General features: G+C 69.3%; 12 protein-coding genes, 1 tRNA gene and 1 pseudogene. 5 read left to right on the top strand and 9 right to left on the bottom strand.

Going from position 1 to position 14,240, the window contains the following annotated elements:
- Positions 1–331 precede the first annotated feature (331 nt).
- The 5 genes from IE239_RS30655 to IE239_RS30635 all read right to left on the bottom strand — a co-directional run bounded on the left by IE239_RS30655 (position 332) and on the right by IE239_RS30635 (position 5,899).
- Entirely contained in the window at positions 332–799 is a 468-nt protein-coding gene (locus IE239_RS30655) for a heat shock protein transcriptional repressor HspR (RefSeq protein ID WP_190152760.1), read from the bottom strand.
- A 5-nt stretch (positions 800–804) separates the two neighbouring features.
- The gene (gene dnaJ, locus IE239_RS30650; protein ID WP_190152691.1) at positions 805–1,986 is read right to left on the bottom strand and encodes a molecular chaperone DnaJ; all 1,182 of its coding nucleotides are present in this window, start codon (positions 1,984–1,986) and stop codon (positions 805–807) included.
- Between the two features lie 57 nt (positions 1,987–2,043).
- On the bottom strand, positions 2,044–2,715 hold the full coding sequence (gene grpE, locus IE239_RS30645; protein WP_190152690.1) for a nucleotide exchange factor GrpE: 672 nt from the start codon (positions 2,713–2,715) through the stop codon (positions 2,044–2,046).
- Entirely contained in the window at positions 2,712–4,559 is a 1,848-nt protein-coding gene (dnaK, locus tag IE239_RS30640; RefSeq protein ID WP_190152689.1) for a molecular chaperone DnaK, read from the bottom strand. The genes grpE and dnaK overlap by 4 nt, the downstream gene beginning before the upstream one ends.
- A gap of 95 nt (positions 4,560–4,654) precedes the next feature.
- Positions 4,655–5,899, bottom strand: a complete 1,245-nt coding sequence (locus IE239_RS30635) for an MraY family glycosyltransferase (protein WP_190152688.1) — start codon at positions 5,897–5,899, stop codon at positions 4,655–4,657.
- Positions 5,900–6,106: 207 nt separating this feature from the next.
- On the opposite strand from IE239_RS30635, the gene IE239_RS30630 reads away from it, so the two are divergent.
- Both IE239_RS30630 and IE239_RS30625 read left to right on the top strand, forming a co-directional pair.
- Positions 6,107–8,398 (top strand): (Fe-S)-binding protein, encoded by a 2,292-nt coding sequence (locus IE239_RS30630; RefSeq protein WP_190152687.1) that lies wholly within the window; start codon positions 6,107–6,109, stop codon positions 8,396–8,398.
- Positions 8,399–8,622: 224 nt separating this feature from the next.
- Entirely contained in the window at positions 8,623–9,642 is a 1,020-nt protein-coding gene (locus IE239_RS30625; protein ID WP_190152686.1) for a Yip1 family protein, read from the top strand.
- A gap of 455 nt (positions 9,643–10,097) precedes the next feature.
- On the opposite strand, the gene dcd is transcribed toward IE239_RS30625, so the two are convergent.
- Complete coding sequence (gene dcd, locus IE239_RS30620) at positions 10,098–10,673, bottom strand: dCTP deaminase (RefSeq protein ID WP_190152685.1); 576 nt, start codon at positions 10,671–10,673, stop codon at positions 10,098–10,100.
- 228 nt (positions 10,674–10,901) lie between these two features.
- Positions 10,902–11,093 carry a hypothetical protein gene (locus tag IE239_RS42505; protein WP_229878406.1) on the bottom strand — a complete coding sequence of 64 codons (192 nt, stop codon included), beginning with the start codon at positions 11,091–11,093 and terminating at the stop codon, positions 10,902–10,904.
- Between the two features lie 273 nt (positions 11,094–11,366).
- Between IE239_RS42505 and IE239_RS30615 the strand changes: the two genes are divergently transcribed.
- Positions 11,367–11,440, top strand: a tRNA-Gly gene (locus IE239_RS30615).
- Between the two features lie 195 nt (positions 11,441–11,635).
- Here IE239_RS30615 and IE239_RS30610 read toward each other — a convergent pair.
- Entirely contained in the window at positions 11,636–11,986 is a 351-nt protein-coding gene (locus IE239_RS30610) for a hypothetical protein (protein ID WP_190152759.1), read from the bottom strand.
- Between the two features lie 110 nt (positions 11,987–12,096).
- Between IE239_RS30610 and IE239_RS43495 the strand changes: the two are divergent.
- Both IE239_RS43495 and IE239_RS43345 read left to right on the top strand, forming a co-directional pair.
- Positions 12,097–12,339 (top strand): annotated as a pseudogene (locus IE239_RS43495) (IS630 family transposase); the annotation flags it as partial.
- Between the two features lie 123 nt (positions 12,340–12,462).
- The gene (locus IE239_RS43345) at positions 12,463–12,630 is read left to right on the top strand and encodes a hypothetical protein (RefSeq protein ID WP_190152684.1); all 168 of its coding nucleotides are present in this window, start codon (positions 12,463–12,465) and stop codon (positions 12,628–12,630) included.
- Between the two features lie 550 nt (positions 12,631–13,180).
- On the opposite strand, the gene IE239_RS30600 is transcribed toward IE239_RS43345, so the two are convergent.
- Positions 13,181–14,233 carry a metallophosphoesterase gene (locus tag IE239_RS30600; protein ID WP_190152683.1) on the bottom strand — a complete coding sequence of 351 codons (1,053 nt, stop codon included), beginning with the start codon at positions 14,231–14,233 and terminating at the stop codon, positions 13,181–13,183.
- Between the last annotated feature and the right edge of the window lie 7 nt (positions 14,234–14,240).

The raw sequence follows: 14,240 nt of genomic DNA, 5'->3' as shown, positions 1-14,240 counted from the left end.
AGGCCTGGAAGCAGATCTGCGTGCCGTTCTTCTCTTCTCTCTTCCGGTCACCGCTTCGCCGTGCACGGGTACTTCTCCGTTGATTCCTCGGGGGATTCTTCATGTCCGCGCGTTCCGTCGCCGGCGTGGAGCGCGCGCCTGATCTCACCGCGCGAGAGAGGCGCACACAGGGGAGGGCCCGGAGACGACGTCTCCGGGCCCATCTGTTTCCCTCGGTGCTCTCTCGGCGTTCCCTCGGTCCTGAGCGATCCTGCTCGGGTCCTGCTCGGCTCCGGCTCGGCTTCGACCCAGGTCCTGCTCGGTCGCGGCTCGGTCCCGGCTCGGTGCTGCCTCAGTCGGCTGTCTGCTGCCGCTTGGGACGCCAGACCACCAACGCGCTGGTCTGCTGCGCCTCCTGGTACGGCACCAGGTCCCGCCGGTAGGAGGCGTGCACCGCGGCCTCCCGTTGCTGCATGACGGCCGCCGCGCCGTCCAGCGCCGCCTGCAGTTCGGCCGCCCGCGCCTGCAGGGCGGCCACCTGGTTCTCCAGCTCGATGATCCGCTTGATGCCGGCCAGGTTGATGCCCTCGTCCTGCGACAACTGCTGGACGGTGCGCAGCAGTTCGATGTCACGCGCCGAGTAGCGCCGGCCCCGGCCGGCCGTGCGGTCGGGGGAGACGAGGCCCAGACGGTCGTACTGACGCAACGTCTGCGGGTGCAGGCCGGAGAGCTGGGCCGCCACCGAGATGACGTAGACCGGCGTCTCCTCGGTCAGTTCATACGGCCCACGAAAATTGTCACTGCGCCGACGGCCGTCCATCACGCTCATGCTCCCTTCGCGGCCTCGAACAGCTCCGTGCGCGGATCCTCGCCCGCGGTGGCCTCGCGATACGCCTCCAGCGCGTCACGAGCCTTCCCCGACAGGTCCTTCGGAACACTCACCTCGACGGTGACCAGGAGGTCGCCGCGAGTGCCGTCCTTGCGGACCGCGCCCTTGCCCCGCGCCCGCATGGTACGGCCGTTGGGGGTGCCGGGCGGCAGCTTCAGCGTCAACGACGGTCCGCCGAGCGTGGGGACCTTGATCTCGCCGCCCAGGGCCGCCTCGGTGAACGTCACCGGCACGGTCACCGTCAGGTTGTCGTCCTTGCGGCCGAAGACCGGGTGGACGCCCACGTGGACCACGACGTACAGGTCGCCCGAGGGGCCGCCGCGCTCACCCGGCGCGCCCTTGCCGCGCAGCCGGATGCGCTGGCCGTCCGTCACCCCTGCCGGGATGCGGACCTGCATGGTCCGCGACGACTTGGCGCGGCCGCTGCCCTTGCAGTCCAGGCACGGGTGCTCGGCGATGAGGCCGCGGCCCTTGCAGTCGGGGCAGGGGTCGGTCAGCGAGAAGCCGCCGCCCGAGCCGCGGGCCACCTGGCCGGTGCCGACGCAGGTCGGGCACACGCGCGGGGTGCCGTTCTTGTCGCCGGTGCCCGAGCACGCCTTGCACGGGGACTGCGAGGACATCCGCAGCGGGACCGTGGCGCCCTCGATCGCCTCCGTGAAGGTCAGGGTGACCTCGGTGTCGATGTCCTGGCCGCGCCGCGGCTGGGTGCGGGTGGCGCCGGCGCCGCCGCGGTTGAACAGACCGCCGAAGACGTCCCCGATGCCGCCGCCGAAGCCACCCTGGGCCCCACCGCCCTGGGCGCCGCCGGCGCCTCCGAAGAGGTCGCCCAGGTCGAAGTTGAAGGAGCCGCCGGCGCCCGGGCCCGGGCGGAAGCCGCCGTTGCCGAACAGGGCGCGTGCCTCGTCGTACTCCTTGCGCTTCTTGGGGTCGCCGAGGACGTCGTTCGCCTCGGAGATCTCCTTGAAGCGCTCCTCCGCCCTGGCGTTGCCCTTGTTGGCGTCCGGGTGGTACTCGCGAGCGAGCTTCCGGTAAGCCTTCTTGATCTCGGCCTCGGTGGCGTCCTTGGGGACGCCGAGGACCTTGTAGAAGTCCTTCTCGATGAAGTCCTTGGTGCTCATCCTCGACGTCCCTCCTCTCGCGTCGTCACGACGACCGGCGCGCCGGTCGCCTCGAGCTCAGCCCTCGTCCGGGCCACCGCTCTCCTTGTCGTCCGCCGCCTCCTCGGAAGCGGCGCCCGTCTCCGCGTCGGCCTTCGCGGGCTGCGCGCCGGGCTGCGGTTCGGCCACGGCCACCCGCGCGGGGCGGATGGTGCGTTCGCCGATCCGGTACCCCGGCTGCAGAATCGCCACGCACGTCGTCTCGGTGACGTCGGGCGCGTAACTGTGCATCAGGGCCTCGTGGATCGTCGGGTCGAAGGGCTCGCCCTCCTTGCCGAACTGCTGCAGGCCCATCTTCGCCGCGACGGTCTCCAGTGACTCGGCGACGGACTTGAAGCCGCCGACGAGTTCGCCGTGCTCCCGCGCGCGGCCGATGTCGTCCAGCACCGGAAGGAGTTCGGTCAGGAGGTTCGCGCTGGCGATCTCCTTGACCGCGATCCGGTCCCGCTCGACCCGGCGGCGGTAGTTCTGGAACTCGGCCTGGAGGCGCTGGAGGTCCGCCGTGCGCTCGTCGAGCGCCTTGCGGGCCTGGTCCAGCTGGGCCACCAGACCGGCCGTCTGGTTCGCGTCCCCTGCCGGGGCCGCCCCGTCCGCCGAAGCGGAGGGGGCGGTCTTCGGCTCGGCGTCTTCAGGGGTGGCGCCGGAGGGGACGTCGGGCTTCTCCTCGAAGCCCGGGGTCTCCTCCGTCACGCGGCACCGTCCTTGCGCTCGTCGTCCACGATCTCGGCGTCCACGACGTCGTCGTCGGCCTTGGGGGCGCCGGCGCCCGCGGCGCCCGCGGCGTCCTGGCCACCGGCGGCCTGGGCGTCGGCGTACATGGCCTGGCCGACCTTCTGCGAGACCGCGGCGACCTTCTCGGTGGCCGTGCGGATCTCAGCGGTGTCCTCGCCCTTGAGCGCGGCCTTCAGCTCCTCGACGGCTGCCTCGACCTCGGTCTTGACCTCGCCGGGGACCTTGTCCTCGTTGTCCTTGAGGAACTTCTCCGTCTGGTAGACGAGCTGCTCGCCCTGGTTGCGGGCCTCGGCGGCCTCGCGGCGGCGGTGGTCCTCGTCCGCGTACTGCTCCGCCTCCTGGCGCATGCGGTCGACCTCGTCCTTCGGCAGCGAGGAGCCGCCGGTGACGGTCATCTTCTGCTCCTTGCCCGTGCCCAGGTCCTTCGCGGTCACGTGCATGATGCCGTTGGCGTCGATGTCGAAGGAGACCTCGATCTGCGGGACGCCGCGCGGGGCCGGCGGAAGGCCGGTCAGCTCGAACATGCCGAGCTTCTTGTTGTACGCCGCGATCTCGCGCTCGCCCTGGTAGACCTGGATCTGCACGGACGGCTGGTTGTCCTCGGCCGTCGTGAAGATCTCCGAACGCTTCGTCGGGATCGTGGTGTTGCGCTCGATCAGCTTGGTCATGATGCCGCCCTTGGTCTCGATGCCGAGGGACAGCGGGGTGACGTCGAGGAGCAGGACGTCCTTGACCTCGCCCTTGAGGACACCGGCCTGGAGCGAGGCGCCGATGGCGACGACCTCGTCCGGGTTGACGCCCTTGTTGGCGTCCTTGCCGCCGGTCAGCTCGCGGACGAGCTCGGCGACGGCCGGCATACGGGTCGAACCGCCGACGAGAACGACGTGGTCGATCTCGGAGAGGTTGATGCCGGCGTCCTTGATGACGTTGTGGAACGGCGTCTTGCAGCGCTCCAGCAGGTCGGCCGTCAGCTGCTGGAACTGGGCGCGGGTGAGCTTCTCGTCCAGGTGCAGCGGGCCCTCGGCGGACGCCGTGATGTAGGGCAGGTTGATCGAGGTCTCGGTCGACGAGGACAGCTCGATCTTCGCCTTCTCGGCGGCCTCGCGCAGACGCTGCAGCGCCATCTTGTCCTTGGCGAGGTCCACGCCGTGGCCGGCCTTGAACTGCTGCACCAGGTAGTCGACGACACGCTGGTCCCAGTCGTCGCCGCCGAGGTGGTTGTCGCCGTTGGTGGCCTTCACCTCGACGACGCCGTCACCGATCTCCAGGAGGGACACGTCGAAGGTGCCGCCGCCGAGGTCGAAGACGAGGATCGTCTGGTCGTCCTTGTCGAGGCCGTACGCGAGCGCGGCCGCGGTGGGCTCGTTGACGATGCGCAGGACGTTGAGACCTGCGATCTCACCGGCTTCCTTCGTCGCCTGACGCTCGGAGTCGTTGAAGTACGCCGGGACGGTGATGACCGCGTCGGCCACCTTCTCGCCCAGGTAGGCCTCCGCGTCGCGCTTGAGCTTCTGCAGGATGAACGCGCTCATCTGCTGCGGGTTGAAGTTCTTCCCGTCGAGCTCGATCGACCAGTCGGTGCCCATGTGACGCTTCACCGAGCGGATGGTGCGGTCCACGTTCGTGACCGCCTGCCGCTTGGCGACCTCGCCCACCAGGACTTCGCCGTTCTTCGCGAAGGCGACGACGGACGGCGTGGTCCTGGCACCCTCGGCGTTGGTGATGACGGTGGGCTCGCCGCCCTCCAGAACGCTGACGACGGAGTTGGTTGTGCCCAGGTCGATGCCGACCGCACGTGCCATGGTGATCTTCCTCCAGCTGACTTGAGTGGAACGGACTCAAGTGTGCACGACACTCACCGCTGGGTCAACAGACCTGAGTCGAGCGCACTCAACTCTTATCCGTTCCTTACACGCAAGGAGGCGTTGACCTGCGGCGATACAGATCCTCCGGCTCGTCGGACCTCGGAATCCGGGGGCGACTGCGCGGCCTCGGGTTGACGTCGGGGCGCATACACGGGTGCGGGACGCGCCATCGTCCGCGGCCCCGGGCGGGCGCCGGTCCGCTCCTCCTGCAGTGCCCCCCGCGCGCGGGGGGCACGCGGGGCACGGGCGGCACGACGGCCCCCGCGCGGGTCGCGCCCGCCGCCCTGACGGCCCCCACGCGCGCGGGCGGGCCCGTACACCGAGACCCGCAGCAGCCCGAGCACGACCACCAGCACCCCGCCGGCCACCCACAGCACCGCCCCCGCCTGCAGCCATGCGGCGTGCGCCAGCACCCCGACGAGCACCGCGCCGAAGGCCGCGACCCCGAGCAGGACGACCACCCCCTGGGGGGTGAGCCCGAGCCGGCGCAACCGGTGGGCGAGATGGTCGGGCGCCCCGCGCAGCAGAGGCCGTCGGGCCAGCCGCCGTGACACGAGCACCAGCAGGACGTCGGCCCCGGCGACGGCCGTGAGCGCGAACAGCACCGCCGCGCCCTCGACCGGATCCTGCCCCGCGCGGGCGATGACGGCGGCCGCGGCGAGCAGGAAGCCCGAGAAGAGCGAGCCGCACGCGCCGAGAGCCACGCGCGCGGGAGGCCAGTTGTGCATCAGGAACCCGGTCAGCGCGGCGGCGAACACACTGAGCAGCACCACCAGACCGTCCATGATCTCAACGGCGACGCAGGCGGCCACCCCGAAGGCCGTGACGACCCCGACCGTCCCGGCCACCCCGTCGGCGTGGTCGAGCGCCCGGAAGGCGAGGGCGACGAAGGTGATCCAGCCGACGGCCGCCACCCCGGGAAGCGTCCCGGTGTCGCCGTAGGGCACGACGAAGGCGGCCGCGACCGCGGTGCCGAGCACCAGGAAGCGCACGTTGAGCCGCCACACGTCGGCGATCAGGCCGAGCGCGGCGACGGCGCCCCCGGCAGCGAGCAGCACCTCGATCCCGTCCCCGAGCGGGGCGATGCCCGTCCGGTCGCCGGTGACCGCGACGAGGCAGGTGGCGAGCACGACGGCGGCGCCCCCGAACAGCGGCACGCGCCGCTGTCGCTGCCGCCGGTCGAGCAGTCCGAGGCGCAGAGCGGGCGCGCGCAGCAGCGCGGCGAGGGCGGCGGAGAGGAACAGGGCGATGGCGGCGGCGACGATCCCGTAGAGCACGGATATAAATTAGTCATAAATGTACCAATTTGGTACGAATAACACGGCCGGATTATGACCGGATCCTGAGGCGACCCTCAGCGACTCAGATCACTCCGCCTCCCGCTACAGTGCGACGGAGAATACGGGGTAGTCTCTGACGGACTGCATAAGTTACCGCTTAGTAATCACTGACGAAGTCCCCTCGCAGGCCCGAGGAGCCCCCAAATGCAACTCGCCGCGATCATCGTGTCGCTGGTTCTGATCGTGGTCGGCGTGGCCCTGTTCGCCCGCGCCGTCCTGCAGATCTACACCTTCATGCGGCTCGGCCAGAACGTGCCCGCGGGCACGCGCACCGACGAGCCCGTCCAGCGCACCGTCACCGTGGCCAGGGAGTTCCTCGGCCATACCCGGATGAACCGCTGGGGCGTCGTCGGTGTCGCGCACTGGTTCGTCGCGGTGGGCTTCTTCTCGCTGCTGCTGACGATCGTCAACGCCGTCGGCCAGCTGTTCCAGTCCGACTGGCTGCTGCCGGTCATCGGCGAGTGGGCCCCGTACAACGTCTTCGTCGAGTTCATCGGCACGATGACGGTGCTCGGCATCCTGGTGCTGATCGTGATCCGCCAGCTCAGCCGGCCGGACCGGCCGGGCCGCAAGTCACGGTTCGCCGGCTCCAACTTCGGCCAGGCGTACTTCGTCGAAGCCGTCATCCTGATCGTCGGCGTCTGCATCTTCATGCTGCACGCGCTCGAAGGCGCCCAGCACCACGTGGACGGCTACGAGGCGTCCTTCTTCATCTCGTACCCGGTGGTGTCGGCGCTGGAGCACGTGGACGTCTCCACGCTCCAGAACCTCACCTACTTCTTCGCCGGCCTCAAGATCGCGACGTCGTTCATCTGGATGATCACGGTCGCGCTCAAGACCGACATGGGCGTGGCCTGGCACCGCTTCCTGGCGTTCCCGAACATCTGGTTCAAGCGCAACGCGGACGGCGCCACCTCGCTCGGCGCGCTGCTGCCGATGACCTCCGGCGGCAAGCCGATCGACTTCACCGACCCCGGCGACGACGACGTCTTCGGCGTCTCCCAGGTCGAGCAGTTCTCCTGGAAGGGCCTGCTGGACTTCTCCACCTGCACCGAGTGCGGCCGCTGCCAGTCGCAGTGCCCCGCCTGGAACACCGGCAAGCCGCTCTCCCCCAAGCTCCTCATCATGTCCCTGCGCGACAACGCCCACGCCAAGGCCCCCTACCTGCTGGCCGGCGGCGGCAAGTCGGCGGAGGGCGAGGAGAAGGCGAGCGAGGAGCAGCTCAAGGACGTCCCCGCGGCAGCCCTCGCGGAGGCCGAGCGCCCGCTGATCGGCACCGCCGAGGAGAACGGCGTCATCGACCCCGACGTCCTGTGGTCCTGCACGACCTGCGGAGCCTGCGTCGAGCAGTGCCCGGTGGACATCGAGCACATCGACCACATCGTCGACATGCGCCGCTACCAGGTGATGATCGAGTCCGCGTTCCCGTCCGAGGCGGGCACGATGCTCAAGAACCTGGAGAAGAAGGGCAACCCCTGGGGCCTGGCCAAGAAGCAGCGCCTGGAGTGGCTGAAGGAAGTCGACTTCGAGGTGCCGGTCGTCGGCCAGGACATCGAGGACCTGACCGAGGTCGAGTACCTGTACTGGGTCGGCTGCGCGGGCGCACTGGAGGACCGCGCCAAGAAGACGACCAAGGCGTTCGCCGAACTGCTGCACATCGCGGGCGTCAAGTTCGCGATCATGGGCGGCGACGAGAAGTGCACCGGCGACTCCGCCCGCCGCCTCGGCAACGAGCCCCTGTTCCAGGAGCTCGGCATGGAGAACGTCATGGCGCTGAACATGGCGTTCGGCGAGGAGCTGGACGACGACGGCAAGGTCGTGCCGGAGTCCGCCAAGCCGAAGTCGGCGAAGAAGATCGTCGCCACCTGCCCGCACTGCCTCAACACCATCGGCAACGAGTACCCGCAGCTCGGTGGCGACTACGAGGTCATCCACCACACCCAGCTGCTCCAGCACCTGGTGGACGAGGGCAAGCTGATCCCGGTCACCCCGGTCGAGGGCATCATCACCTACCACGACCCCTGCTACCTGGGCCGGCACAACAAGATCTACACCCCGCCGCGCGACATCATCGCGAGCGTCCCGGGTCTTCGGAACGAGGAGATGCACCGCCACAAGGAGCGCGGCTTCTGCTGCGGCGCCGGCGGCGCGCGGATGTGGATGGAGGAGCGGATCGGCAAGCGCATCAACAACGAGCGCGTCGACGAAGCCCTCTCCCTCAACCCCGACATCGTCTCGACGGCCTGCCCGTTCTGCCTCGTCATGCTGACCGACTCGGTCAACGGCAAGAAGAACGACGGCACGGCCAAGGAGTCCATCCAGGTCGTGGACGTCTCCCAGCTCCTGCTGGAGTCGGTCAAGACCCCGGTCGACGACGAGCCCCCCGCGGGCGAGGCGCAGGCCGAGAGCGAGCCCGAGCCGCAGCCGGTGGAGTAACCCGGACGGCCGTACCGTCGCCCCCGTGTTCCAGCCGGACGCGGGGGCGACGTCGTTCCCCGGCTCCCCTCCCCCGGCCCGCCTCACCCTTGGGGCATTCCCCTGAACAACCACTGAATCCAGCACCGTTGCTCCCCTTAGGGGATGTCACAGCTCGGCAGCAAAGCCGTGCGCGAACGACGGCCCCGGCCCGTCAATCGGCGGGACCAGGTACGTTCGAAGGCGTGGCTGGATTCAGGATCGGACGCGGCGGCCGGGACAACCGTGCCCCGCAAACGCGACCGCAACACCCTCCGTACGGGCAGCAGGCGCCCCAGGGACCGTCGCGGCCTTCGGGCCCGTCGGGTCCCTCAGGGCCGTCGGGTCCCTCGGGGCCGTCGTACGGCTACCCGTCTGCCCAGCAGCCGTACCCGCCGCAGCGACCGCAGTACGGCGGCGCGGGCGGCGGCCAGTGGCCGCAGGCGAACGGCGGCGGTCACGGCGGCCGCAACGGCGACGAGCCGGAGTACTTCGGCGGCGACGCCCCCTACGGGGCGCCCGGCGGTCCCGGCGCAGGCGCTCCGGGGGGAGTCCCGCACGACCCGTACGCTGCGAACAACCCGGGCCACACCCAGGCCTTCTCGATCGACGAGCACTCCCAGTACGACCAGTACAACCAGGGCGGTACGTACCACGCAGGCGCGGCTCCGGCCGGCCCCGTCGGTCCGCGCCTGCACTGGAAGGAACTGATCAAGGGCGTCGTCCTCGCCCCCCAGCAGACCTTCCTGCAGATGCGGGACTACACGATGTGGGGCCCCGCCCTCGTCGTCACGTTCCTCTACGGGCTGCTCGCCGTGTTCGGCTTCGACGGCGCGCGCAAGGACGCGATCAACGCGACCCTCTCCAACGCCATCCCGATCGTCCTGACGACCGCCGTCGCGATGGTGCTGAGCTCCTTCGTCCTGGGCGTGGTCACCCACACGCTGGCCCGGCAGCTCGGCGGCGACGGCGCGTGGCAGCCCACGGTCGGCCTCTCCATGCTGATCATGTCCCTGACGGACGCGCCTCGCCTCGTCTTCGCGATGTTCTTCGGCGGCGACGCCTCGTTCGTCCAGCTGCTGGGCTGGGCGACCTGGGTGGCGGGCGGCGCCCTCCTCACCCTGATGGTCGGCCGCTCCCACGACTTGCCGTGGCCGAAGGCGCTGGGCGCGTCGTCGATCCAGCTGATCGCCCTGCTGTCGATCGTGAAGCTGGGCACGTTCTAGCAGCCGGCGAGCAGAGGACAGGCCGTAGCCAGTAGCAGTAGGCAGGTAGGCACGCGACAGGCCCCCGGACGACGGCGAACTCCGGGGGCCTTTCACACGCCGAGCGACTTTCACTCATAGTGACGATCTCCCAGCCTCACGTACGGGCGAGAACATCACCTGCGGCGGCCCGACGAACATGCCGAACATCCGGATCGAGATCGACCCGAACGTGAACTCCACCGACGAATACTCCACGCTCGTATGGATGCCGGGCGCGTCCCCGGTGACCAACGCCTGGAGCCCGTTCCTCGACGCCACGACGACCGGCTACTGGTACCTCACGGACTGCGTGACCGGCTACGCCGCCCCACGCACGACAGGCAGCACGCTCGAGGGGAAGCCGGCCGGGACTTCGGCCCGCTTCCCCCGCTTCTCTCGCACCGACCCGGCGCCGGCGTCGTCCACGCCGCAGGTCACACCTGAGTTCGGTGGAAGTTCAGGAAGGACCGGGAGGCCGTCGGACCGCGCTGGCCCTGGTACCTGGATCCGTACCGCTCACTGCCGTACGGCGACTCGGCGGGCGAGGACAGCCGGAACATGCACAGCTGGCCGATCTTCATCCCGGGCCAGAGCTTGATCGGCAGAGTGGCGAGGTTGGACAGCTCGAGCGTCACATGCCCGGAGAACCCGGGGTCGATGAACCCGGCGGTGGAGTGGGTGACCAGTCCGAGCCGGCCGAGCGAACTCTTGCCCTCCAGCCGGGAGGCAAGGTCGTCGGGGAGCGAGATGACCTCGTACGTGGAGGCCAGCACGAACTCCCCGGGGTGAAGGATGAACGGCTCGTCGCCCTCGGGCTCCACGAGCCGGGTCAGGTCGGCCTGCTCGACTGAGGGGTCGATGTGCGGGTACCGGTGGTTCTCGAACACCCGGAAGTACCGGTCGAGCCGGACATCGATGCTCGACGGCTGCACCATGGATTCGTCGTAGGGATCGATCCGTACCCGTCCGGAGTCGATCTCGGCCCGGATGTCCTTGTCTGAGAGAAGCACGTCCCGAGGATACGCAAGGCGCGCGGAGCCACCACCATCGGACGACTCCACGCGCCGTGCCGCAAGCCGCGTCAGTCTCCTGCCACGGCGACCGCCGCCTCACGGCGACTGCGCCTCACACACCCGCCCGCCCGGCACGAAGACCGCTGCGCGTGCGAGGACCACTGTGCGTACGAAGACCGCTGCGCGTACGAGGACCGCTCTTCTCGCGTTCCTCCGCGCACACGGCTACCGCTCCCCGACGGCCACCGCTTCCTCGCGGTGGCTCTGCTCGAGAGTCACCGGCACGGCGTTGCGCAACCGGGCGCAACGAGGACACCGGACGAGCCGCCCGGGACCGAGCCGCAACGCCTGCTGCATCGGGAACGAAGCGGTGCTGAACACGTGCCCATCGGCACAACGGACGACGGTGCGCTCCATCAAGTCCTGTAGTCCCTTCCCCAAGAGCCGCGTCCGGCTGCTGCTCGCCGGACACTGAAAGCCACATTACGGGACGAACGGGACGACCTCACAGGCGGCACTCCGACCCCGCCCGACCCCACTTCCACCGCACACCGTACGCCCCAACTCCCGCCTCGTGTAACCGGATCCCTCCCGTTGAAACACACTCAGGCCCCGGGGCTTCAGCGCCCGGGGCCTGGCATGAGGTAGAGTGACGGAGCGTTCCGACACCGGCCCAGACCGGCGTCTTACGCGGGTGTAGTTTAATGGTAGAACATCAGCTTCCCAAGCTGAGAGCGCGAGTTCGATTCTCGTCACCCGCTCCAGCAGAAACCCCCAGGTCGATGACCCGGGGGTTCTTTGTTGTCCAGACCGGTCAACGTGGCGCGCACCACATCCGCACCATAAGGGCGTAGCTAGCTGCCTGTGGGCTTCTCATTGTGGTGCGCGGGGTCGCGCCGCGGGGCGCCCCAAGTGACGGACCCTTGATTCCTTCCGCTGTTCAGCCCAGGGGCTGGGCTTCACAGCCACCGCTTGGCAGCCTCGACGCTGTCGCCGCCGCTGGTGTTGAACGCGATCGCGGCCCCTGGTGCATGCCGCCGGACCAGGTTCACGACCTGCTCGAAGAACGTCACGAGGGGTTCAGGCTTGCGTATCCCACCCCCGATGACGACGACGTCCCAGTCTTGTCCGGAAAGTGCCGAGACCACCGTGGACTCGGCTGATTCGTCCGGCGCGATCAGCGTCATGGAAGCGTCGACGGCGTGTTCGCCGAAACGGGCCAGTTCCTTGTCCAGGACCGCGCGCATGGCGTCCCCGTCCATACCAGGCACCGCGTGAGGATCGAAACCAAGAATGAGAACGGAAGGCATGCTCTGCATGACGATCAGCCCACCGGTGCCGGTTCCCGTTGCCCGAAACTGCCATCCCGATGGCAAACCCCATTCGAGACGCCAAGGCGCTACCCGAGTCGGTGGAGGGCCGCACCTGGTCGAGGCGCGGGCGGACACCGCTCGTCAGAGTGCCGGGCACGGGTTCCGGTCGGGTCCTGATGGCCGGGATGATCTGCTTCAGACCGGGCCGCGAGACCCGTCTGATCTACCGGACCCGGACGTACCGGGGCCGGACCGGCGAGAAGAAGGGCTTCCGGGCGCGTGAGTTCGCGGACCTGCTGAGCTCTGCCCGGCGGGACCTGGGGGGTGCCCCGCTGATCGTGGTGTGGGACAAACCGCTCAGAAGCCGAATAGAGGGCGCCACGGGGCGCCTTCGGCGCCTCCCAACTACTGCTTGATGAGAACGCCTTGGCGCCACCGGGCAGGATGCGGTGGTCACGAGCCGGGCGGGCGCCGTGCTGCGCAGTTCGTTGCCGCGCAGGCAGTTGCCCCGGCCCCGCGTGGCGGTGGGGAACGTCCAGCCGACGTCGACGCCGTTGCCGGTGAACGTGTTTCATCGACGGCATCTGATCCTCCCCGGCTTCGACCGGCAGCGCCCGCTCGGTTCGCAGCTGTTCGGCTGATCACGCCACGCCCCTTCGCTTCGGCCTCATCAGCCTGGTGACCGGATGCAGAGGCTCAGACCAGCGAGCGGTGAGGAGGAGAGCCCGGCCGATGTGTCGTGCCGGACGAGGTATCCGTCGCCGAGCAACGCCTGGCCGGACGGGAGCGGGGATGTTCTTCTTGGCCGTACGGTCCCAGACGCCGGCTGTCGCGGTCGGACCGCAGGACCAGTGGATCCAACGGCCGACCGCCTGCAACTCTTTGCGGACACACGGGGCGCCGGTGCTGACGGTGTCGGTGGTCTTGCCGGTCTTCAGGTCCTTCGCAGTGACCACGCCGTTGCCGGAACCCGGGGTCCACAGCCTGGTTCCCCATACGGAGGCAGCGGTGACGGAGCGGGTGACGATGGGTTCCAGGGTGCTGTGGGCACCGAGGTCACCGACGTACTCACCTCTTCTGCCGCTCCTCGTCCGAGTGCTGATAGATCCGCGCCGCCTACTCGGACGACTGCCCAGAACTTCCGGCACCAGCGCCGGGCCCGGGGCAGGGGCTCCGGCGTCGGATGCTGAGTCAGGAGCCGGAGCCGTCCAGGGGAATCCGGGTCCACTTGAGGACCTGGGGGTTGTGCGGCCGGACGGTGACTTTCAGGTAGTCCTTGGCGTTGTCGGAGCCGTCGACGGTGATGCGGTGCAGCTTGGGCACCGCGGTGGTCAGGTGGTAGAAGGACAGCCACGAGGAGCCGGCGGCCAGCGGCTGGTCGCTGTTGTAGAGGTGGCTGTCGCCGTTGAAGAGGTAGACCGGGCCGTCGAAGGCGGCCGACTCGCGGGCGACGGCGGCGACGATCGGCTGGAAGGCGTAGTAGTCGGCGTAGGAGGGATCGCTGACGGTGGGGTCGAACATGTCGGCCTGCATCATCAGGGTGACGGCCCGGTCGTGGTGGCGGTGGGCCGAGGCGAAGGTGGCGTGGATGGACTCGGTTACCGACGCCGTGCGGGCCAGTACCTCGGCGGCCTGCTCGGGGGTGGGCTGGGTGTTTCCGGTCCACGGCTCCATGCTGTTGTTGCTGCCCACCACGTCGACCGCGGCGAAGGCGACGCCGGCACGGGTGTAGCGGACGTCCTCCGGGACACCCTCGTCGGCCTGCGAGGTCACCCGCACGCTGTTCTGGCCCAGGGTCCAGCCGGGACGGGGAAAGAACACCTGGCGGATCTCGGCGAGACGCTCAAGCGGGTTGTACGAGCCGTTGCTCGGCCGGTGGCAGTCGGTCCACTCGTTGTCGCCCACGGTGTACACCAGCGGGTCCTTGAACTGGTCGAAGTCCGACTTGATCATCTGGAAGTACGCGTCGCCGCACACCGTCGAGCCGTTCTTGATGTCCCCGAGGTGCGTGACGAAGGTGACGTCGGGGTCGGCGTTGATCCGGCTGATGACGTGCGGGAAGTCGGCGATCTCGGCGTCACCGTAGGGCATGTCGCCGAACACCGCGAAAGTGAACGGCGTGTCGTCGTTGGTGGCGCCCGTGCCGGCGGTGTCCGGGCCGGCCGAAGCGGGCCCGGTGGACACGGCGAGCGTGAGCAGGCTCAGGGCGGCGGTGGCGGACAGGGTGTGGCGCCACGATCTCATCGGGTTC

Source organism: Streptomyces humidus (assembly GCF_014649655.1).
Taxonomy (GTDB): Bacteria; Actinomycetota; Actinomycetes; order Streptomycetales; family Streptomycetaceae; genus Streptomyces; species Streptomyces humidus.
This window is presented reverse-complemented; position numbering and strand designations above follow the sequence as displayed.